The sequence below is a fragment of the Mesorhizobium sp. M0040 genome (assembly GCF_040323505.1).
Lineage (GTDB): Bacteria > Pseudomonadota > Alphaproteobacteria > Rhizobiales > Rhizobiaceae > Mesorhizobium.
The window spans coordinates 1-20758 of sequence record NZ_JAMYVA010000012.1 but is presented as its reverse complement, the minus strand read 5'-3'; the positions used below and the strand labels follow the sequence as shown (position 1 = coordinate 20758).

Below are 20758 nucleotides of genomic sequence, written 5' to 3'. Positions count from 1 at the left end.
TCTGGGGCAGCGCGAGCTCGTCGGCCGGGGAGGATAAAAAGTCGCCGGCAACTGGATACCAGGCTGCCAGCCGGGGAGATGCGTTCCTTGGCTGGCCTTGCCGAACGCCGCGGACCAAGCAGACCAGCAGGAATTCATTGGCCATGACAGAGAAAGCTACGGAGAAAACGCCGACCATCGCTCGTATCTGGCGCGGCAGAACCGCGCCTGAAAAGGCAGATGCCTACGAGAGTTACAATTACGAGGCCGGCATCAAGCCGCTGATCGAGAAGGCCCTGGGCGTGCAGACCTTTCGCGAGGACACGCCGACCCATTCGGAATTCGTGACGATCTCCTATTGGGAAAACGTCGAGGCGATGGCGGCGTTCACCGGCGGCGATCCGACGAAAATCCACCATCTGGAGCGGGACGAAGAGTTCCTGATCGAGCTGCCGTTGCGGGTGCAGGTGTTGCGCATCCGCTCCAGTCACGGCCGCCTGCAATAGCCCTGAGGAACGCCGCCCGGTTCGGCCCGATCTAGGAAATCGCCTTCAAATCGATCTCGGTGATGTGCCAGCGGCCGAGATTTGCGGTGTAGAGCTTGTCGCCCTTGAAGGCGATGTTGGTTGGATGAGCGAGCGTCGTTGCCGCCGGATCCTCGATCAGCACCTCGAGCCCGCTGTGTTTTCGCCAACGATAGATGCGGCTCGGCTCGTAGCACGAGATGAACAGCGACCCGTCCGGCGCCAAGGCGACGCCATCGGGAACGTTGCTCACGCCCTCCACAACGAGCTGGCGAGACCCTGCCGTGCCGTCGGCAAGGATCGGCACATAGCTGACGCAGGCCGCATGGCTTTCCACGACGTAAAGCCCATCGCCACCCGGCGCCATCGCCATGCCGTTGGCGAAGGCCATGGTCTCGCTGCACCACAGGCCGCCTTCGCCGGTCTTCAAATCGTAGCGAAAAATGCCGGAGCGGTTGTCTTCGCCTACGCTGTCGGAAGCGTAGAGCCAGCCGCGTGTCTCGTCGACGATCGGATAGTTCGGCACGCGGATGCCGGCCGAGGCGAAGCGCTGCATACCAGCCGTCGCGGCATCCCAGCGAAAGATCGCCGAATGTCTCAAATCGCACGCAAAACAGTTTCCCGCGCTATCGAAGGCGATGCCGAGCAAAAAGCCCTCCGTACCGCCCATGCGTTCGACCGAGCTGCCATCGGCGGCCAAGCGCAGCAGGTCGCCGGTTTCGGTGCCGCACCAGATCGAGCCGTCGCGATGGATGGCCACGCCTTCCGGATGGGCGACGCGCGGGCTGGTGAAGATGCCATCGAAGAAGACCCTCGCGGCCGACATTTCGAGCAACGGCTTTGCCATGCGCCGCCCTCTTCAATCCGGTGCAGTATGCGACCGCTGTGCGGCGATGCAGCGCTCGACCATCCGCCGGTCGGTGGCCAGGATCTCGGCGGTCAGGGCGCTGCGCTCCCTGGCGCTGACGAATTCGAGGCGGCGCAGGCCGAGCGGGTCGATGCGGTTTCGCAGGATGTCGAGCGTCTCGTTCGACGGTAGCGCAACTTCGCGGCAATCGGCATCGAATGTCAGGGCAAAGCCGGTGGCATCCTGGAGCTGCTGGCGCGTCACGCCCGGCATGGTCTCGATGACGGCCAATTGCCGGCTCTCGCAGTCGAGCCGAAACACGCAAAGGTCGGTGAACACCAATGCCGCGCCGGTCCGATAGCCCATCGGCTCGCGTTCGGCCTCAGTCAACAGGCCGCGCGCCGAGCTGGCAATCTCGACCGTCTCGACCAGCGACTGCACGGAATGGCGGGGGACGTAGAGCAGATAATCGCGATGCATGTTGGCGACGTCGGCCATGCCGCCTTGCCCCGGCAGCCGGATAAGGCTGCCGTCACGCTTGCGCAGCGCAATGGTGTTGACGCGCCCACGGCGGTCGACCTGCGCGGCACCGACGATCTCATGCGTCACCGCGCCGGCCTGGTAGTAGGTCGAATAGGTGTCGTCGCCGCCGGCATGCGCCACCGCCGTCTCGCAATCGAGGCTTTCGATCAGCGACAGGATCATCGGGCTCGGTGCTATGTCGAGATGGCCGCAACTCATGGTGGCGATGATCATGTCCGGCGCGTGCGTCGCTTTGGCCAGCCGGTAGGCGACATTGGCGAGCGGCGACACCGCGCCGGCACTGGCAAAGCTCTCATTGTCGAGCTCAGCGGCAATGCGGGCGGCGATGATCTCGTCGATGGACGCCTCCTTGTTGCCGTGCACGAGCCTGGGCATTGCGAGGACTGTTTCAGCGCGGACTTTTGCAGCGTCTTGAACCCGCTCCGGCACGCCTTCCGAAGGCATGCTCAGGCTGTCCGACAAAGGTATTTCCTTGGCCGCGAACGCCCCCGCCAACGCTTGATAATCCGTCACATAGAATGGCAGGCAGGAGGCGGGATAGGCGCCGCCTGGTGCCAGCGCGATCGCCGACACCTGGTTGCGGGTCAAAATGCTCTGCCGACCATCATGCCGCAGCGCTCCGACCGGGACGATCTCCTCGACCGTCACCAGCACCTCGCGCGCCGCGCCGGCCATGGCGAAATCCAGCGCCCGTGGTCCGATGATCTGGACATTGCCGCTCTCGTCGGCACGCTGGGCATGGACGACGAATGTATCGAGCCGCAAGGCCGGGATGATCCCGGTCGTGATTCCCGCGATCGGATCGGGCGCGGCGATCGCACCCGGCACGCGCGCCAGCATGTCCGAACCCTCCGGAAGCTGAAACGGCATCAACGGCAGGTTCTGCTGCCCCGCCCGCAGCGCCTGGATCATGGCCAGCGCCGTCCAGTCGCGGACCGGCACGGCATTGGTCTCGGCAGCCGCGCGGAAGCGCGGCGGCAAGCCAAAAATATCGAGGCTGGAAAAGCAGATATCGACCTCCGCCACGGCATTCGCTTCGAGAAGCAGTTCGAGCGGCAGGCCGCCGGCCCAGCAGACATAGCGAAGATCCTTGACGCCCAAGCGGGCGATGGCCCGCAACAAGGCGATCGGCAGCCGGGCAAAATGATGGCCACCGACACCGAAGACGTCGCCGCCGCCGACCATCGCGGCCAGGCCCTCGACATCGGTGAAGCGCGGCCGGTTTTGCTTGACCAGGGACGTCATTTCGCAGCCTTCGGCCGCGGCGCGCTCTTTTCAGCAAATTCCTTGACGCGCCGCTGGCCGGTCTCGCTGCGGTACAGGCCACCCAGGACATCGCGCTCCATGGCAAGGCCGTCGGCCAGATCGCCCGAAACGGCATGCGCGGTCAGCGCTTTCAGCCCTTCGATCGCTGCGGCCGGTTCGGCGGCGATCATCTCGGCAAGGTCCAGCACCCGCGGCATCAGCCTTTCGGCATCGACGATTTCGTTGACCAGACCGGCGCCGACGAACTCGGAAGCCGGCACGATGGCGCCGGTCATCAGCAGAAAATTGGCGCGGTTGCGGCCGAGCTTCTGGACGCTGCGCTGGGTGCCGCCGCCGCCGGGGACCAGCCCGAGCTTGATCTCGGGCAGGCCGAGCTTCGCGAACTGGTTGGCGATGACGATGTCGCAGCACAGCACCAGCTCCATGCCGCCGCCGAGCGCAAAGCCGTTGACCGCGGCGATGACCGGCTTGCCGTTGTTCTCGACCGCCGCATACATACGCGTGCCGGCGGCCTGGAAGGCGTCGAACTCGATAGCTGTCTGGGCAGCGTATTCCTTGATGTCGGCGCCGGCCATGAAGCCGCGCCCCTCGCCTGTCACCACGATCGCGCCGACGCTGTCATCCTGCGACAGCGCCTCGAAAACCTCGGTGATGTCGCTTTGCATCAGCCGGTTCATGGCGTTGAGCTGATCGGCGCGCCGGAAGGTGACGACCGCGACGCGCCCGAACATTTCCAAGGTGAGTGTCTGGTAAACGCTCATCGTCAGGCAGCATCCACGGTCATGTCGCCGGACGCCTCAAGCGCTGCAATCTCGTCGCTGGAGAGGCCGAACTCGGCCAGTATCTCGCGGCCATGCTGGCCGACCAGCGGCGCCGGCCGTTCTATGGTAGCCGGCGTCTCGCTCATCTTGACCGCCGGCGCGACCACCCTGACCTTGCCGCCGCGCGGATGATCGTAGCTGGTGATCATGCCCAGGTGCTTGACCTGCGGGTCCTCGGCTGCGCGCCTTATGTCCTTCACCTCGGCACACCAGATGTCGGCTGCCAGTAGCCGCGCCAGCAGGTCCTGTGTGGCAAACTTCCTGGTTTCGGCGTTGACCTTGTCGAACACCTCGTCGCGCCTGTCGAACAGCGTCTTCAGATCGTCGTAGACGGCAAGCTGCGGCGCCTCCAGCACTTCATACAGCGTCTTGAACGGGCTCATGGCGATCGACACATAGCCGCCGTCCTTCGCTTCATAGACACCGAACGGCGCCTGCATGCCGGGGTGGCCGATGCCGGAATTCGGGCGCACGAAATCCTCGCCGAGATTGAGCACGGCGACATATTCCTGATTGAGATGCGCCAGCATGCCGGCGAGCAGATTGACCTCGATCTTCTGGCCCTTGCCGGTCTTCTCGCGATAATAGAGCGCCGATAGGATGCCGTAGACCATGTTCATGGCGCCGATCTGGTCGGCCAGGCCGGCACCGGCCGGAACAGGAGCCTGATCGCCGCGGCCGGTGTTGGAAATCAGCCCGGACAATCCCTGGATCAGCATGTCCTGGCCGGGGCGCTCGACATAGGGGCCTTCCTCGCCATAGCCGGAGCCCGAGCAATAGATGATGGCGGGATTGACCGCCCTGAAATCCTCGTAGCCATAGCCGAGCCTGGCGAGCACGCCGGGGCGGAAATTCTGCACCACCACATCGGCCTTCTCAGCCATGTCCATGATGATGGCATGCACCTTGCGACTTTTCAGGTTGAGCGCGATGGAGCGCTTGTTGCGGTTCCAGGCGAGGAAATTCGGGCTTTCGGAGCCGCCGACCCATTTGGCGAAGAAGGTCATGCCGCGGAACATGTCGCCGGCGCCGGCACGCTCGATCTTGATGATGTCGGCGCCCATGTCGCCGAGCAGCTGCGTGGCGAACGGCCCTTGCAGCAGATGGCTGAAATCGAGAATGCGGACGCCTTCGAGGGCTTTGTTCATTTCATGTCTCGTTGGTTGTCAAAGCAGGTCGGGTACGTAGCGGGGTGCCGCGGTGAGGCCGCCGTCGACGCGCAGGTCGGTACCGGTGGTGAAGCCGGCGGCGTCGGAGGCCAGATAGACGGCGGCTTCGGCCACCTCGGACGGTTTGCCGATGCGGCCGAGCGGATGCATCTTGACCCAGGCCTTGGCGAGATTGCCGCCGATCTCCTTGACCAATTTGTCGTTCATCGGCGTGTTGATGGTGCCGGGCGAGATCGAGTTGACGCGGATGTTGAGCGGGCCGAACTCGACCGCCATCTGGCGCGTCATCGCCATCACCGCACCCTTGGCGCCGGCATAGGCGGTCCAGCCGTCGAGCCCGATATGCCCTTGTGCCGAGGCCATGTTGATGATCGAGCCCGATTTCTGCGCGATCATATGTGGCAGCGCATATTTGCAGCCGCGGAACACGCTGGTAAGGTTGACCGCCATCAGCCGGTGCCACTGCTCGTCGCTCATTTCGTGAACCGGCATGCCGCCGATGGCGATGGCGGCATTGTTGACGAGAATGTCGAGATGGCCGGTCTTGCCGACGGCTGCGGCGATAAGAGCGGCGATGTCGGCCTCGTCCGCCACGTCGCAATGGATGTAGTCGGCGCGGTGGCCGGCGGCGCGCAGTTCCGCCGCAAATTTTTCACCCTTCTCGTCGGCGATGTCGCCAAGGAAGACATGCGCGCCCTCCCTTGCCATCGCCTCTGCGATCGCATGGCCGATGCCGTCGGCGGCGCCGGTGACGATTGCGGTTTTCCCTTTGAGACGATCCATATCAGCCTCCAATGGCGCGCCGGCGCTTTGCTTCGTCGAAGGCGACGGCGGCAATGATGATCATGCCGGTGATGACCAGTTGCCACTCGGTCGGCAGGCCGAGACCGCGCAGCCCGTTGGACAGAAACTGCAGGATCAGCACGCCGAGCGCCATGCCGGTCAGGCTGCCGATGCCGCCGGCAAGGCTCACCCCGCCGAGCACGGTGGCGGCAACGACCTGGAACTCGAAATTCAGCCCGGCGGTATGCTGCGCCGAACCGACGCGGGCTGCCAGGATGATGCCGGCAACCGTTGCCAGCAGCGCGCTGATGATGAAGCAGGTGAACTTGACGCGGCGCACGTCGTAACCCGCCAGCCGTGCCACTTCCGGATTGCCGCCGACGGCATAGATCTGCCGCCCGAACGGCCGGTGCTGCATCACGTAGGCGAAGACGGCGAGCAGGACGATGGCGATGACAGCCGAATAGGGAACGACGTTGAACAGGCGGCCGTCCGACAGCGCGATGAAGCTGTCGAGCGCGGCATCGTCTGGAATAGCGCGCTGGCCGGTATAGAGATAAACGCCGCCGCGCATGATGAACATCGTGCCCAGGGTCACGATCAGCGAGTTGATGCCGGCATAGGCCGTCAGATAGCCATTCACGACGCCGATGATCAGCCCGAACAGCAGCGCGCCACTGATGCCGAGCACAAGCGAGTTGGTGTCGTTCATGATGATGATCAGCGGCAGCGCGATCGTCGCCAGCAGCGAGCCGATCGAGATGTCGACCTCGCCTGATATGAAGACGATGGCGCAGCCGATGCCGGCTGTCAGCGCCAGCGAAGCCTGACCGAGCACATTGGTGATGTTGCGCACGGAGAAGAAATTCTCGGCGGTGAAGGAAAAGAACGCGATCACCAGAATGAGGCAGAGGAGCAATGCCAATTCCTGCCGCGCGACGAGCCGCGCCAGCATGGACGGCCCAGCTTTCATGGTGTCGGTGCTTGCCAGGCTCATCGCGTGGTCCCTTTGCGAAGCGTCATCGTCTTAGCCGATTGCCGCATTGAGGATGTTCTCCTGCGTGGCCTCGTCGCGAGGCATGATCGCGGTGAGGCGGCCTTCGCACATCACCGCGATGCGGTCGGCAAGCCCCAGCAGCTCGGGCATTTCGGACGTCATCATGACGACCGCCAGGCCCTCGCCGGCGAGCCGGTCGATGAGCGCAAAAATCTCCGACTTGGCGCCGACGTCGATGCCGCGGGTCGGCTCGTCGACGACGATCACCTTGAGACCGCGCATCAGCCAGCGCGAGATCAGCACTTTCTGCTGATTGCCGCCGGACAGATTCTTGACCTGCTGGAACAGGCTGGGCGTCCGGATGCGGAAGCGGTCGACATAGTCCTGCACCGCCTTGCGTTCGCTGACCTTGTCGACGAAGCCCATTCTGGCGAAGGCACTGAGCGAGGCGAGGCTGGCATTCTGGTAGACCGGCAACTCGTCCATCAGCCCCTCGCTCTTGCGGTCCTCGGTGAGCAGGCCGATGCCGAGCCGGACGCCGGTGTGCGTTTCGTGCGGCAGCAGCCGGCTGCCATCGACCGAAATGGCGCCGGAAGTGATCGGGTCGTAGCCGACGATGGCCTTGGCGAGCTCGGTCCGGCCGGCGCCCATCAGGCCGAAGAAGCCGAGGACCTCGCCGGCATGCGCCTCGAACGACACATCCTTCAGCTTCTTGGCGGTGCTGAGCCCTTCAACGGAAAGCGCGACCTTGCTGCCCGGCGCGCCGCGCTTGCGAGGGAACAGGTTTTCGATGCGCCGGCCGATCATGTCCTGGATCAGCGTGTCGTTGGTGTGCTCGCCAATCGGCCTGGTCGAGACGTGGCGGCCATCGCGCAGCACGGTCACCGTGTCGGCGATCTCGAAGACCTCGTCGAGCTTGTGGCTGACATAGAGCACCGCGATGCCGAGCGCGGCCAGCCGGCGGATGACGGTGAACAGCAGCGAGACCTCGTTCGGCGTCAGCGAGGAGGTCGGCTCGTCCATCACCACGACGCGGGCCTCATGGGCGAGTGCGCGGGCGATCTCGACCATCTGCTGCTGGCTGACCGGCAGCGATCCCGTGCGCGCCGCCGGGTCGACATTGAAGCCGATACGCTTGAACAGAGCGGCCGCATCGGCACGGATCTTCTTCCAGTCGATCGAGCCGCCTTTGCCGGTCGGATAGCCTTCGAGGAAGATGTTTTCGGCGACGCTGAATTCGGCGATCAGCGCGATCTCCTGGAACACCACCTTGATGCCCTCTTTCAGGCTATCGCGCGGCGACTTGATGTCGGCCTCGCGGCCGCGCAGGCGGATGGTGCCGGCATCCTTGCCGTAGACCCCGGCCATGATCTTGATCAGCGTCGACTTGCCGGCGCCGTTCTCGCCCATCAGGGCATGGATTTTGCCGGGTTCCAAGGTCAGATCGACATTGTCCAGCGCCACCACGCCGGGAAAACGCTTGCCGATACCGCGCATCTCCAGCGCCGGCACGCTTTTGTCGACAGCCACGGTTTCGCCGGGGTGAAGGAAATCAACCGACATTGGCTCTGTTCCGCACGATGTCGAGATAGGTCGCCAGGATGATGACGATTCCAGGCACCACCATCTGCAGATCCTGCTTCCAGCCGAGAATGATGATGCCGTTGTCGATGACCTTCAGCACGAGCACGCCAAGCAACGTGCCGAGCAGCGAGCCGCGGCCGCCAAGCAGGCTGGTGCCGCCGAGGATGACGGCGGCAATCACCGTCAGCTCGAAGCCGCGGCCGGCGGTCGGCTGGCCGGCATTCATCAGCGACGACAGGATCATGCCGGCAATGCCGACGCACAGGCCGGTGACGACGAAGGCGAACAGCTTCAGCCGTTGCGAGCGCACGCCGGAGAGGCGGACCGCTCGCTCATTGGCGCCGACCGCGTACAGATAGCGACCGAGCGTGGTGAAGCGCAGCGTTGCCGCGGCCAGCGCGAAAATCAGCGCGGCAACGACCACGGGCAGCGGGATCGGGCCGATATAACCAGCGCCGAGATCGGTGAAGCCGGCAAGCCGGTGATGGTTCTGCACCGCCTCGCGGGTGAACAGATAGACGCCGCCCTGCAGCATCATCATGGTGCCGATCGTGGCGATCAGCGAGTTCACCTTGAGCCTGGTGACGACGAGGCCGTTGAAAAGGCCGACCGCGCCTGAAAAGGCGAGCGCCGCCAGAAGCCCGAGCGTCAGGCTGTGCGTTGAATTGAGCACGGCCATGCCGATGCAGCCGACAAAAGCGAGCGATGCACCGACCGACAGGTCGACTTCCGCAGTGATGATCAGCATCGTCATGCCGGAGGCAACGATCAGCACCAGCGCGCATTGGCGCAGGATGGCGATGATGTTGGCCTCGGAATAGAATTGCGGCGCGGCAATCGAGATGGCGATGCAGAGCACGGCCAGGATCACGCCGAGCACCAGCTGGCTGCTGCCCAGCAGCTGGCCGCCGATGAAACGCCTTGGCGCAGAGGATTGCGTAAGCTCGCTCATGTCCATTTCATTTCCGGGCCCGTATCGGTGCCGTCGCCATCTGGAAACTGCCGGCCAAAACAGGACGGTTGCCCTGTTTTGCCATTCGGCATATCCGATCCGCCGCCCTTCCCGCCGTGCGGGAAGGGCTAGCCGGAATCCTTACTTCTTCAGATCGGCGGAAGTTTTCATGCATTTTTCCGGTGGCTGAAGCGCATTGACGGCATCCCATTTGATTTTGCGTGTGGTGCCATCGTAGTCGTAGAACTTCTTCCAGTCGTCACCGTTCATCGGCGCGGTGGGGCTGACGATGTGTTCCGGCACCTCTTCGCCGTTGAAGAGCTTAACCGCTGCATCGATGGCGGTGTAGCCTTCCTTTTCCGGGAACATCGCGGCTTCGATGCGATAGGACGGCTCGTTCTGCATTGCATTGATGAAGGCGAGGCCTTCGCCGCCGGTGCCGACCGTCAACAGGCCGTCCTGCGACTTGCCGGCCGCTTTCCAGGCCTGAAGGCCGCCGAGCGAGGAGGAATCGTTGATGCCGTAGATGATGTTGATGTCGGCGTTCTTGGCAAGTGCCGCCGAAGAGACCTCGAGCGCGCGATCGGGATTGCCGCCACCGTCGAGGTCGTGGACCATGACCGCGTCGGGGATGATGGTCTTGAGGCCATCCATGAAACCCTGCGACCGCAGCACCGTGGCGGACAGCAGCGGCAGGCCGACATTCATCACCTTGGCTTTGCCTTCGAGCTTTTCCTTGGCGAATTTACCGGCTTCGACGCCAGCGGTGTAGCCGGTATCATAGTCGCAGATCGCGACCATTGTGGTCATGCCCTTAACCGGATTGCCTTCGAGCACGACCGGAACATTGTTGGATTTCGCCTGGCGCAGCAGCGGCACGACGCCTTCCTCGTTGACGGGCGTGATGATCAGGACGTCGACGCCCTTGGCCATGAAATCTTCGGCGGCGGAGACCTCCTTGGCAACGTCCAGATTGGCGTCCTGCACCTCGAGCTCGATACCGAGTTCCTTGGCGCGGGACTGCATGCCCTTGATGACGTTCTGATACCACTCATGCGTGGCGTAGTTGGTGACGTAGCCGATGCGCTTCGGCATGTTTTCGGCGTGTGCCGCGGCGGCGCTCAGAGCAAGCACCGCCGCCGAGGCAAACAGCATCGATTTGGACCAGTTCATGTTTCTTCTCCCTGTATTTCTTGTCAGTTGCTGAACGGATAGTCCCGCCGTTCCGGGTCGGCACGTGAAGAGGCGGCAGCTTCGCCCGCGCCCAGCGCCGCCGATATCGTCTCGGCCGCCGCCTTCGTCCGCTCGAAGACGGTGCTGCGATCGAAGCGGGCGGCCTTTTGCGGCAGGAAGGGGACGGTGAGCGCGGCAATGACGGCGCCGGTATGGTCGCGCACCGGCATCGAGATGTTGGTGCAGCCCTCGACAGCCAGCGAGGCGCGCATTTCATAGCCGAGCCTTGCGACCTCATTCAGCCGCGCTTCGATTTCCGCCCGGTTGCCTTGGCCTTCGCCTGCGGCGACGATCCGTTCGACGATGCGGTCGCGCTCGGCGCGGCTCGAATGCGCCAGCAGCACCGCGCCGGAGCTCGTTTCGAGGATCGGGAAATGCGAGCCAAGGGCAACCGAATAACGCATCGGCAAAGGCGAATCGATCTGCAGCACGACCAGTGCGCTCTCGCCTTCGCGCACGACCAGATGGCAGCTCTGGTCGGCATTGGCGGCGAGGCCGCGCATCACCGGCAGCGCACATTCGACCAGGCGGTTTACCGGCGGATGCATATGCGCCAGCTCGAACAGCTTCAGCGACAGGCGGAAGCGGTCCGATTGCGTCCGGAAAATGTAGCCGCGCTTCTCCAGCAACAGCAGGATGCGGTAGATCTCGTGAATGGAGCGCCTCATTCCGGTGGCGATCTCGGTTTGGGTCAGCGGCTCGCCGCTGGCAGCCATGAATTCCAGTATGTCGAGCGCCTTCTCCACCGCCGGCACCCGATAGCCGTTGCGGCCGCTTTCGCCTTCGTCGACGATCTGGGCAATATCGGCGGCCATTACGCGACGCTCCGTTGCGGCTGGCCATCCCTGGTCTCGCGATAGAGCCGGTTCAGCCGGTCCGCGAGCTCGGCCGCCTGCAATTCGCCGGCGATCGCCGCCGCGGCATGAGGGGCGCATTGGCGGAAGAAGCTGATGAAGCCCGGATGGGTCGGGCGCAGATAGGAGGCTTCGATCGTCGCCAGCGTCGAGGCGAAGAAGCCGCCCGAGAGAGCGTTGACCTCGGTATCCTGCCACGCCGCCAGCGATCCCGGCTGTCCGCCGGATTTCACATAGTCGCCGCGCTGATAGCCGGGCGAGCACAGAAACAGCGCGTAGTCGATGGCGGCTTGCTTGTGTTGCGATTGGGCGCTGACGCCGATGCCGGCGCCGCCGAGCAAGGCGCCGGCGGATCGCGGCGTCGGCACGTCGGCGAAGCGCAGATGCGGCCTGTCTGCCTTAGAGGCGTAGTTCACATAGCCGAAGGCCAACGGCACGTAGACCACGTCGTCATGCGCGATCATGTGATCGTAGCAACGGATCGGGTTCCATTTCGGCGAGTTCGGATGCGACAGCGCCGCAAGCTGGCGCAATTGCCCGACGGCCCGCTCGATTTTTTCCCCGGCGATGAACTCGTCGCCGTCTTCCCGGGGCTCACCCAGCGTCAAAAGCAGGCACATGGCGTCAGTCGGCACCAACGGCAGCCCAAGCCATTTGCCGTCCTTCAAGGCGCGCCGGCCGAGCTCCAGCACCTCGTCATGGCTGCGCGGCAGCGGTCCGTAGCGCTCCAGCAGATCGGGGCGATACGAGGCAACCTGACAGGCAGCATCGATCGGCAACGCCCATTGAAGCCCGTCCCTTGCGTAGGATTGCCAGGACGCGCCAACCGAATCCCGTTCGAAGCCGCGGCGCTGCTCGGCCGACAAATCGAACGGCACCATCAGCCCGCCTTCGGCAATATCGCCGATGAACGGATGGTCGAACACGACAAGATCATAGGCGCCGAGCACCGGACCAAGCGCGCCCTCGCCGAATTCGTAGAGGCTGCGGCGGTCCCATTCGATCTCAAGACCGGGATTGGCGGCACAATACGGCCCGATGCTGGCGTCGAGCGGACCCCAGCAGCGTCGGTGATCCCACGCGAGACCACGCAGCCTTGTCATGCCGAAATTCCTCCCAGAGGCGGCCATGCGCCGGCCCAGTCGATTAGTAGCAACTATTTTCACCTAGACAAGTAGTTTTTACATACGCAAAGCCAGTCCTCGCTTCCGTTTGGCGAGAAAGCCGCCCAACCATCCTTGGTGCGCATCGCGTTGCCGCCGGCCTGCAACCAAAGGCTGCGATGGATCTGGCTTTTGGGGAACTTTCGCGACGAACATTCGTTCGGTTGGCGCAGCCATCTGGAGCAGCATCACTGGAATCAGCAGCCACGTCGCAGGGAGCGGACTAAATGGACCAACCGTGGGCGCGGCCATGAACCGGTTTACCGCCTTGGCATTCGCCACGTTTCTGGCGATAACTTCGATCTGGGTCCTGTTCCTGGTTTCTTAAGATTTGGCTCTGGTTTTTCAGGATTTGGCTCTGGTTTGTTAGGATTTGGAGGGGTTCTCGACAGGTCGACCGCTTAACGACAACATCCACGGCATGCGGTTCTGCCAGCCGGAGCCGCGTGCGTGAAGAAACTGTCGCCAGGAGCACACCGGCGCGCACATTCGGGGTTGGCAGCCACGCTGCCTGCAACGTTCCAATCGGTTTTCAGGAAACGGCGAGATCTCATGCTGCTGAGGGTGATCGTTCGAAACTGTGCCGCCATCCGTCTTGGCTGCCTCGGCGCGACGATCTTGCTGGTCGGGCTGCTTGCCGGCTGCCAGGGCGGCGTGCTCGATCCGCAAGGGCCGGTGGGGGCGGCGCAGCGGACGATCCTGCTCAATTCGGTTGCTATCATGCTGGCCATCGTCATCCCGACGATCGTGGCGACGCTCGGCTTTGCCTGGTGGTTCCGGGAAACCAACACAAGAGCGTGGTACCTGCCGGAATGGGCCTATTCCGGACGCATCGAACTGGTGGTCTGGTCGATCCCCATCCTCGTCATCCTGTTTCTGAGCGGCATCATCTGGATCGGGTCGCATGACCTCGATCCAATGAAGCCGCTGGATTCGCAGCAAAAGCCGCTTGAGGTGCAGGTCGTCTCGCTCGACTGGAAATGGCTGTTCATCTACCCCGAGCAGAATGTCGCGAGCATCAACCAGCTCGTGGTGCCGGCGGGCAGGCCGGTGCATTTCTCGCTTACCTCGGCAAGCGTCATGAACGCGTTCTTCGTGCCTCAGCTTGGCGGCATGATCTATACGATGAATGGCATGACGACGCAGCTTCACCTGCAGGCGGATCAGCCGGGCGAATTTTATGGGCGGTCGGCCCATTTCAGCGGTGACGGTTTTCCAGGCATGCAATTCGTGCTGCATGCAGTCGCAGCGGATGCCTTCGACGCGTTCGTCAATTCGGCGCGAAGCCAGGGACAGGCACTCGACAAGGCCAGCTACCAGGAACTAGCCAGACAGAGCCTGGACGTGCCGGCTTCGACCTATCGCTCGGTCGAGCCGGACCTTTTTCATGAAATCGCGACGCAGGGCGTTCCGCCCGCGCCCGGCCCCCAGGCCGGTCGCCCCGGGCCGAGCGTATCGCCCAAGGCAGGAGGCTGACAATGCTCGGAAAATTGAGCTGGGACGTCATTCCGTTCGATCAGCCTCTGCCGATGATCGCCTCGGCGGTCGTCGCCCTGGCAATCCTCGGCGTGCTGGCCTGGGTCTTTCTGGCCGGCCATTTCCCCTATCTGTGGCGCGAATGGATCACCAGCGTCGATCACAAGCGGATCGGCGTGATGTACACGCTGCTGGCGCTGCTGATGCTGCTGCGCGGCTTCAGCGACGCCGTCATGATGCGATCCCAGCAAGCCCTCGCCTTCCAGGCCCCCGGCTATCTGCCGCCCGATCACTTCAACCAGGTCTTTTCCGCCCACGGCACCATCATGATCTTTTTCGGGGCGATGCCGTTCGTCATCGGACTGATGAACCTGGTCGTGCCGCTGCAGCTCGGCGTCCGAGACGTTGCCTTTCCGACGCTCAACTCGGTGAGTTTCTGGCTCACCGCCACCGGTGCGCTGCTGGTCAACATCTCGCTGGTGATCGGCGAATTCGCGCGTACCGGATGGCTGCCCTATCCGCCGCTCAGCGAGACCGCCTATTCGCCGGGCGTCGGCGTCGATTATTATCTGTGGGCGGTGCAGATATCGGGCGTCGGAACGCTGCTCACCGGCATCAATTTCGTCACCACGATCCTGAAGATGCGGGCGCCCGGCATGAGTTACCTGCGCATGTCGATGTTCTGCTGGACCTCACTCGCCGCCAGCCTGCTCATAGTCGCCGCCTTCCCGATTCTCACCGCCACGCTCGCGATGCTGACGCTCGACCGCTATTTCGGCTTTCATTTCTTCACCAATGAAGCCGGCGGCAACATGCTGATGTTCGTGAACCTGATCTGGGCCTGGGGCCATCCCGAGGTCTACATCCTCGTCCTGCCGGCGTTCGGCATCTTCTCGGAGGTCATCTCCACCTTCTCCAGCAAGCCGCTGTTCGGCTACCGCTCGATGGTGGCCGCGACGCTCTTCATCTGCATCGTCTCCTTCATGGTGTGGCTGCACCACTTCTTCACCATGGGCGCCGGGGCCGACGTCAACGCCGCGTTCGGCATCGCCACCAGCATCATCGCTGTTGGTACCGGCGTGAAGATCTACAACTGGATGTTCACCATGTATGGCGGCCGCATCCGCTTCGCGACGCCAATGCTGTGGTCGCTGGGCTTTATGGTTACGTTCGTCATCGGCGGCATGACGGGCGTGTTGCTGGCCGTGCCGCCGGCCGATTTCCTGCTTCACAACAGCCTGTTCCTGGTTGCGCATTTCCACAACGTCATTATCGGCGGTGTGCTGTTCGGCGCCTTCGCGGGATATACCTACTGGTTTCCCAAGGCATTCGGTTTCCGGCTGCACGAGGGCTGGGGCAAGCTGGCCTTCTGGCTGACGCTGATCGGCTTCTACGTCACTTTCGTGCCGCTCTACGCTGTTGGCCTGCTCGGCATGACCCGCCGAATGCAGCATTTCGACATGTCGGCATGGTATCCCTGGGTGCTGGTTGCCGGCGTCGGCATGTTAATCACCACCGCCGGCGTGGTCGCGCAGATCGTACAGCTCGTCGTCAGCATCCGGCAGCGCGCGGCGCTTCGCGACGCCACCGGAGATCCCTGGGACGGCCGCTCGCTGGAATGGGCCACGCCCTCGCCGCCGCCGGTCTTCAACTTCGCCGCGCTTCCGCATGTCGAGGGCGAAGAGCCCTACTGGAGCATCAAGCAGCGGGCACGCGAGCAAAACCGGCTGCGCGACGAGCCTGACTACGAGCCGATCGAGATGCCGCGCAACAGTCCCACCGGGTTCATCTGCGCCTTCTTTGCGACCGTGATGGGTTTTGCCCTCATCTGGCACATCTGGTGGATGGTGGTGCTCGGCGCGCTCGGTGCTTTGGCCACCTTCGTCGTATTCGCGTGGCGCGACATCCCCGAATACGTGATTCCTGCCGCCGAAGTCGCCCGGATCGACCGCGCCAACCGAAGTGCCCGCCGCGAGGCGCTGGCCACTCACACAGGGCCAAGGCCATGACCGCGATCGACGTTCGAGAGCGTGACCCCTACCGCCTCCATGGCGGGCACGGCCATGCACCCGGCCACGGCGACGGCGGCCCGGCACCGATCCGGATCGTCGTTGGCTACGGCTTCTGGATCTTCCTTCTGAGCGACATCGTGATGTTCTCGGCCTTCTTCGCGGCCTATGCCGTGCTGGCGGGCAAGACGGCGGGCGGACCAAGCGGAGCCGAGCTGTTCGACCTGCGCAACGTCGCGATCGAGACGGCCGCTTTGCTGCTGTCGAGCTTCACCTGCGGTCTCGCCAGCCTCGCCGTGACAGCGCGGCGAAGCTCCTGGTTCTATGTCGCGATGGCTGTCACCTTCGTGCTCGGCGCCACCTTCATCCTGCTGGAGTTGCGCGAGTTCGCGCATATGGTTGCCAGCGGTGCCGGACCGACGCGCAGCGCTTTCCTGTCGGCGTTCTTCACGCTGGTTGGATGCCATGGCCTTCACGTCACGGCGGGGCTGCTGTGGCTGCTCACGATGATGGCGCAGATCTTCGCCAAGGGATTCCGCGACGATATTCTTCGGCGTTTCATGTGCTTCAGCCTGTTCTGGCACGCCCTCGACATCATCTGGGTCGCCCTGTTCACGGTGGTCTATCTCCTGGGAGCAAGTCGATGAGCAATGCGGACGATCGCCACGCGCAACGGCGCGACACCGATGGTCTGGAGCGCTACGACATCGATACGGCGCCGGGTGACGAATACCTCGGCGACACCGAAGTCGGATCCGGGCTACGCGGCTATGTGATCGGCCTCGGGCTGGCAACGCTGTTGACCATCGCCTCGTTCTGGTTGCTCGGAACGAACCTGATATGGGCACCCGGCATTCCGGTGGCGCTGGTCGTGCTTGCGATCGCCCAGATGGGCGTGCATCTCGTCTTCTTCCTGCACATCACGACGGGGCCGGACAACACCAACAACGCTCTAGCGCTTGCCTTCGGCGTGCTGATCGTAGTTCTGGTGATTGGCGGCTCGATCTGGATCATGGCCAACCTCGACAACAATTTGATGCCGATGAACGCGATCATGAACATGAACCGCTAGCGATGTGAGACGCAGCGCAGTGCCTCCAGCCCGGCTTTGCCCGTCGCTTCAGACGCATTGCCGGATGACGAAGCGGTATCAGCTGCGCTGGCTGGAGTTTTGATTTTTGCGATCCTGCGGCGATATCGCGCCTTTCGAGGCCTTTGAGCCGCCGCCCCACTCCTGGGCTTTCCGTGCCTGATCGCCTGCTTCCTTCGGTGCCTTGGCCTTGTCGCTGACGCTGGCTTTCTTGCCGGATATGGGTTGGTCGACAGGGTTTGATTTGTTGTCCATCATGCTTCTCCGTTTGTGCCGAACCAGGCGACGGGATAGCGTGGCGTCCTCAAGCCCGTTCGAATGTGCCGACGAGTTCGGCCTCTCCCACGACGTGCGGCGCGGCCTGTTTCAGCACGTCTTCGACGGCAGCCTTTTCGTCGAGACGCAGCGTCTCGACGTCGAGCGCAAGAAGCTGGAAATGGTAATGGTGGAGCCCATGCCCAGGCGGCGGCTGGGGACTGTTATAATGAGGATTGCCGAAACCATTGACGCCGTGTCCGAGGCTCTCGGTCTTGGCGCCGGCGGTCGTGCCTTCGGGAAGAAAGTTGCGCTGTGCGTCGATGTCGTAGACCGCCCAATGACGGAACATGCCTGAAGGGGCGTCGGGGTCCTCGACGGCCAGGACGAAGCTTTTGGTTCCTTGCGGCGCGTCCGTCCACTCCAATGGCGGCGAGACGTTGCCGCCGTCGCGGGAAAGCGCGGCGGTATTTTTTCGCCATCGGCAAAGGCAGAGCTTTTGAGCGTGAAAGCCATGTCTCTCCATCTCCCTGTCTGAGATTCCCTCATAAACAGCTACGAGCCGCCGATGTTCCGGTCGCCGTCCCGGTCAAACCACGGTCAAACCGGATTGCCGGCCGTTGGCCGGAACATTCGCCGAGGAAGCGGGTTTTTCGGTTCGGACGCATCGCCGCGGAATGGCGGCAAGAGGCTCGGCAATGGACGAAGGGCGCGACATGACCGGGCTAACCGGTATGCAATCAAGCGGGGCAAAAGGTGTTGTGATCGCGTTCTCCGTGCCGGGCGGCGAGACAATCTATACCCACGAGCGGGAAACCGTCGCTGCCGTTGCGCGCACGATTGCGGCGTTGAAGGGCTTTGCCTTCCGCCAGGGCCTGAGTGACGGCGGCGGTGACAGTGGCCGACTGTATTTCGTGCCGGACGACAGCCTGCTTGCCGTCGATGCGCTCCAACTGGGCATAAACGGGCCGGACGACCTCTTCGGCGGTGTGGTGCCCTGGCGCCTCGCAACCACCAAGGCCATAACCCACAAGCTGGTGGACGGGTCGGCGGCACGGCCAAAAGAATGGCCAGCCGGCTTCGGCAGAGCCGTCGGCGCGGCCGTACTGCCCGGCTATACCGCATTTTCACGCGATGACGCGCTGCGCGCAGCGGAACGTCTGCTGCAGCTCGGGCTGGTCCGGTTCAAGCCACCGCGCGCTTCGCGGGGCCGCGACCAGCACACCGCCGCGACCGTCGCCGATATCGAAAGGCTGCTGGATCGATATCCATCCTCCGACCTGAGGGAATACGGCCTTGTTCTCGAAACGGAGCTTCGCGACATCGTCACGCTGAGCATTGGCAGAACGGCGATCGACGGAACATCGGTCGCCTATTACGGCGTGCAGCGGATGACGGCCGACAATGCCGGACAGCCCGTTTACGGCGGATCCGATCTGGTCGTCGTGCGCGGCGGATGGGAGGCGCTCGACAGGCTGCAGCTTTCTCCGGCGCTAAGTTTGGCTGTGGCGCAGGCGAGGACCTACGACGCGGCGATGGATGACTATCCCGGATTTTTCGCCTCACGGCGCAACTACGACATCGGCCAAGGTGTCGATTCCTCGGGCATCTGGCGATCGGGTGTGCTGGAAGCCAGCTGGCGGATCGGCGGCAGCAGCACGGCCGAGCTTGCGGCAATGGAGGCCATGACGCGTGACCCCGACGTGCAGATCGTGCATGTCTCCGCCGTCAAGCAGTTCGGCAACACCGCGCAGCTGCCGCTGAATGCAGTAATCCACTTCGACGGAGAGGACCCTGAGGAGGGCCAAATCAGGCGTTACACCGTCGTCACCCAGGCGATCCGAGGGCCGATCGGGGAAGCCGGCCGATCGTCATTTTAGGTCGAAGTGAAACACGCCTTCGACAGGGAACATCCGCGAATGGCCCGAGTTTGTTTCAGGCAGCCAGCCAGTCAGAAACCGGAGGAAAAAATGATCGAGATGATTTCCGCTCCCCAGAACGTCGCCGCCTTTCGTGTCACCGGCACTGTGACGGCGGACGACTACGACAGAGTCATCCCGGCAATCGAAGCGAAACTGAGCGACCATAAGGACATCGGCGTCCTGACCGATCTTACTGATTTCGAGGACATGACGGCTGGCGCCTTGCGGCGCGACCTGCAGTATGGGCTGAGCAAACTTGGCGAGCTCCACCGCTTCAAACGTGCCGCCGTGATTTCCGACAAGCAATGGATCAAGGCAGCTACGGAAATGACGGACGCGCTGTTTCCGCAAATCGAGGCGCGGGTGTTCCCGGAGGACGAAAAAGCCCAGGCCCTGAAATGGGTGGCAGGCGTACAATAGCGGTGTTGGGGAGTGCCATGCCGTTCGACAAACGACAGGATTCAGAAGGCCTCTGGGAGGTCTATGACAGCGAGAGCGGCGAAGCCGTCGTGGTCGGCGGGTTGCCGCTTTCCGGTCTCGACGAAAGCGAAGCCGATGAAGCGATCGAAAAGCTCAATCGGGGCGATCTGACGTCGGACAACATCCCCGAGACGGTTCGGTCAGGGTGGCCTCCGACCAAGGACGGTTTGTGATGACAGCCTGACGGACGTCACCGAGGACCGGTCGCGGATCTACGACGAGGCCTTGACCCCGAGCTTGCGGGCTTTGTCCTCAAAGTCGTCGCGAATATCCTCGATCGTCGGCAGATGCAGGCGCCGCAGTTGGGCGTGCAACTTTTTGGCGGCATCTGAGCTCAGGTCGCGCTTGAAATTGGTCGCGACCTCCTCGGCCGAGCCGTAATGGCGATAGCGCTCGATCTCGGTCTTCGTGGCTTGCTGGACGTGCTCGAGCGTCTTGCGCTCGGCATCGGATTTTCCGTCTGGTTTGGCCCGCATGACCGGATTGAAGGCTTTGCTGATAACGAATTCGACGAGTTCCTGCTGGGCGTGAGCCATGATTGTTCTCCCTCGAAGCTGTCCGAGCCTAGAACGGTTCATCGGGGGAAACGCTGAACCGATCTCTCTTGTTTTGACGCAATTCCGAACGGAAAACCGTTTCACACTTTTCCCGGAATTGCTTGTCTTATGACTTTCGCTGCCGAATGGGTCAGAAAGGAACGCTGAGAGAGGGTAGCCGCCCCCCCTCAGCGGCGAGGGTCGGATCGGTGGAATTGCTGACCGTTTGACGGGTCGAGCTAGAGTCGGATCGCCCTCGTCTTTCCCTTGAGGCC

At 63.2% G+C, this 20758-nt stretch carries 22 protein-coding genes; 8 read left to right on the top strand and 14 right to left on the bottom strand.

What is annotated here, in order from left to right; translation table 11 throughout:
- The first annotated feature begins 143 nt into the window (after positions 1-143).
- Entirely contained in the window at positions 144-485 is a 342-nt protein-coding gene (locus NKJ91_RS13160; RefSeq protein WP_352455896.1) for an antibiotic biosynthesis monooxygenase family protein, read from the top strand.
- A gap of 31 nt (positions 486-516) precedes the next feature.
- On the opposite strand, the gene NKJ91_RS13155 is transcribed toward NKJ91_RS13160, so the two are convergent.
- The 11 genes from NKJ91_RS13155 to NKJ91_RS13105 all read right to left on the bottom strand — a co-directional run bounded on the left by NKJ91_RS13155 (position 517) and on the right by NKJ91_RS13105 (position 12655).
- On the bottom strand, positions 517-1350 hold the full coding sequence (locus NKJ91_RS13155) for an SMP-30/gluconolactonase/LRE family protein (RefSeq protein ID WP_352455895.1): 834 nt from the start codon (positions 1348-1350) through the stop codon (positions 517-519).
- 12 nt (positions 1351-1362) lie between these two features.
- The gene (locus NKJ91_RS13150) at positions 1363-3138 is read right to left on the bottom strand and encodes a CoA-transferase (RefSeq protein ID WP_352455894.1); all 1776 of its coding nucleotides are present in this window, start codon (positions 3136-3138) and stop codon (positions 1363-1365) included.
- A complete protein-coding gene (locus tag NKJ91_RS13145; protein ID WP_352455893.1) occupies positions 3135-3920 on the bottom strand; it encodes an enoyl-CoA hydratase/isomerase family protein in 786 nt (261 codons plus the stop codon). The genes NKJ91_RS13150 and NKJ91_RS13145 overlap by 4 nt, the downstream gene beginning before the upstream one ends.
- 2 nt (positions 3921-3922) lie before the next feature.
- Positions 3923-5128: a CaiB/BaiF CoA transferase family protein gene (locus NKJ91_RS13140; protein WP_352455892.1), complete on the bottom strand. Its 1206-nt coding sequence runs from the start codon at positions 5126-5128 to the stop codon at positions 3923-3925.
- Between the two features lie 18 nt (positions 5129-5146).
- On the bottom strand, positions 5147-5932 hold the full coding sequence (locus tag NKJ91_RS13135) for an SDR family NAD(P)-dependent oxidoreductase (protein ID WP_352455891.1): 786 nt from the start codon (positions 5930-5932) through the stop codon (positions 5147-5149).
- Position 5933: 1 nt separating this feature from the next.
- Positions 5934-6929: an ABC transporter permease gene (locus tag NKJ91_RS13130; protein WP_023677039.1), complete on the bottom strand. Its 996-nt coding sequence runs from the start codon at positions 6927-6929 to the stop codon at positions 5934-5936.
- A 30-nt stretch (positions 6930-6959) separates the two neighbouring features.
- Positions 6960-8492, bottom strand: a complete 1533-nt coding sequence (locus NKJ91_RS13125; RefSeq protein ID WP_352455890.1) for a sugar ABC transporter ATP-binding protein — start codon at positions 8490-8492, stop codon at positions 6960-6962.
- Positions 8482-9465, bottom strand: a complete 984-nt coding sequence (locus NKJ91_RS13120) for an ABC transporter permease (protein ID WP_352455889.1) — start codon at positions 9463-9465, stop codon at positions 8482-8484. Before NKJ91_RS13120 ends, NKJ91_RS13125 begins: the two co-directional genes overlap by 11 nt.
- Before the next feature lie 141 nt (positions 9466-9606).
- Positions 9607-10638, bottom strand: a complete 1032-nt coding sequence (locus NKJ91_RS13115; RefSeq protein WP_352449530.1) for a sugar ABC transporter substrate-binding protein — start codon at positions 10636-10638, stop codon at positions 9607-9609.
- A gap of 23 nt (positions 10639-10661) precedes the next feature.
- A complete protein-coding gene (locus NKJ91_RS13110) occupies positions 10662-11513 on the bottom strand; it encodes an IclR family transcriptional regulator (RefSeq protein WP_352455888.1) in 852 nt (283 codons plus the stop codon).
- On the bottom strand, positions 11513-12655 hold the full coding sequence (locus NKJ91_RS13105; RefSeq protein WP_352455887.1) for an extracellular solute-binding protein: 1143 nt from the start codon (positions 12653-12655) through the stop codon (positions 11513-11515). Before NKJ91_RS13105 ends, NKJ91_RS13110 begins: the two co-directional genes overlap by 1 nt.
- Before the next feature lie 612 nt (positions 12656-13267).
- Here NKJ91_RS13105 and cyoA point away from each other — a divergent pair.
- The 4 genes from cyoA to cyoD are packed head-to-tail and all read left to right on the top strand — an operon-like array spanning position 13268 to position 17272.
- A complete protein-coding gene (gene cyoA / locus NKJ91_RS13100) occupies positions 13268-14191 on the top strand; it encodes a ubiquinol oxidase subunit II (protein WP_352455886.1) in 924 nt (307 codons plus the stop codon).
- A 2-nt stretch (positions 14192-14193) separates the two neighbouring features.
- Positions 14194-16200: a cytochrome o ubiquinol oxidase subunit I gene (cyoB, locus tag NKJ91_RS13095; RefSeq protein WP_352455885.1), complete on the top strand. Its 2007-nt coding sequence runs from the start codon at positions 14194-14196 to the stop codon at positions 16198-16200.
- Complete coding sequence (gene cyoC / locus NKJ91_RS13090) at positions 16197-16847, top strand: cytochrome o ubiquinol oxidase subunit III (RefSeq protein WP_352455884.1); 651 nt, start codon at positions 16197-16199, stop codon at positions 16845-16847. Before cyoB ends, cyoC begins: the two co-directional genes overlap by 4 nt.
- Positions 16844-17272, top strand: a complete 429-nt coding sequence (gene cyoD / locus NKJ91_RS13085) for a cytochrome o ubiquinol oxidase subunit IV (RefSeq protein WP_352449536.1) — start codon at positions 16844-16846, stop codon at positions 17270-17272. The genes cyoC and cyoD overlap by 4 nt, the downstream gene beginning before the upstream one ends.
- A 78-nt stretch (positions 17273-17350) precedes the next feature.
- Here the strand turns inward: cyoD and NKJ91_RS13080 are convergent, their stop codons facing one another.
- Together NKJ91_RS13080 and NKJ91_RS13075 are read right to left on the bottom strand one after the other, a co-directional pair.
- A complete protein-coding gene (locus NKJ91_RS13080) occupies positions 17351-17548 on the bottom strand; it encodes a hypothetical protein (RefSeq protein WP_352455883.1) in 198 nt (65 codons plus the stop codon).
- Positions 17549-17594: 46 nt separating this feature from the next.
- On the bottom strand, positions 17595-18071 hold the full coding sequence (locus NKJ91_RS13075; protein ID WP_352455882.1) for a YbhB/YbcL family Raf kinase inhibitor-like protein: 477 nt from the start codon (positions 18069-18071) through the stop codon (positions 17595-17597).
- Between the two features lie 172 nt (positions 18072-18243).
- On the opposite strand from NKJ91_RS13075, the gene NKJ91_RS13070 reads away from it, so the two are divergent.
- From NKJ91_RS13070 to NKJ91_RS13060, 3 genes are all read left to right on the top strand, one after another.
- Positions 18244-19425, top strand: a complete 1182-nt coding sequence (locus NKJ91_RS13070; RefSeq protein ID WP_352455881.1) for a DUF3182 family protein — start codon at positions 18244-18246, stop codon at positions 19423-19425.
- A gap of 90 nt (positions 19426-19515) precedes the next feature.
- Positions 19516-19887 (top strand): SpoIIAA family protein, encoded by a 372-nt coding sequence (locus NKJ91_RS13065; RefSeq protein WP_023677052.1) that lies wholly within the window; start codon positions 19516-19518, stop codon positions 19885-19887.
- Between the two features lie 17 nt (positions 19888-19904).
- On the top strand, positions 19905-20120 hold the full coding sequence (locus NKJ91_RS13060; RefSeq protein WP_352449539.1) for a hypothetical protein: 216 nt from the start codon (positions 19905-19907) through the stop codon (positions 20118-20120).
- 39 nt (positions 20121-20159) lie between these two features.
- On the opposite strand, the gene NKJ91_RS13055 is transcribed toward NKJ91_RS13060, so the two are convergent.
- Positions 20160-20483 carry a hypothetical protein gene (locus tag NKJ91_RS13055; RefSeq protein ID WP_352449540.1) on the bottom strand — a complete coding sequence of 108 codons (324 nt, stop codon included), beginning with the start codon at positions 20481-20483 and terminating at the stop codon, positions 20160-20162.
- Positions 20484-20758: the final 275 nt, after the last annotated feature.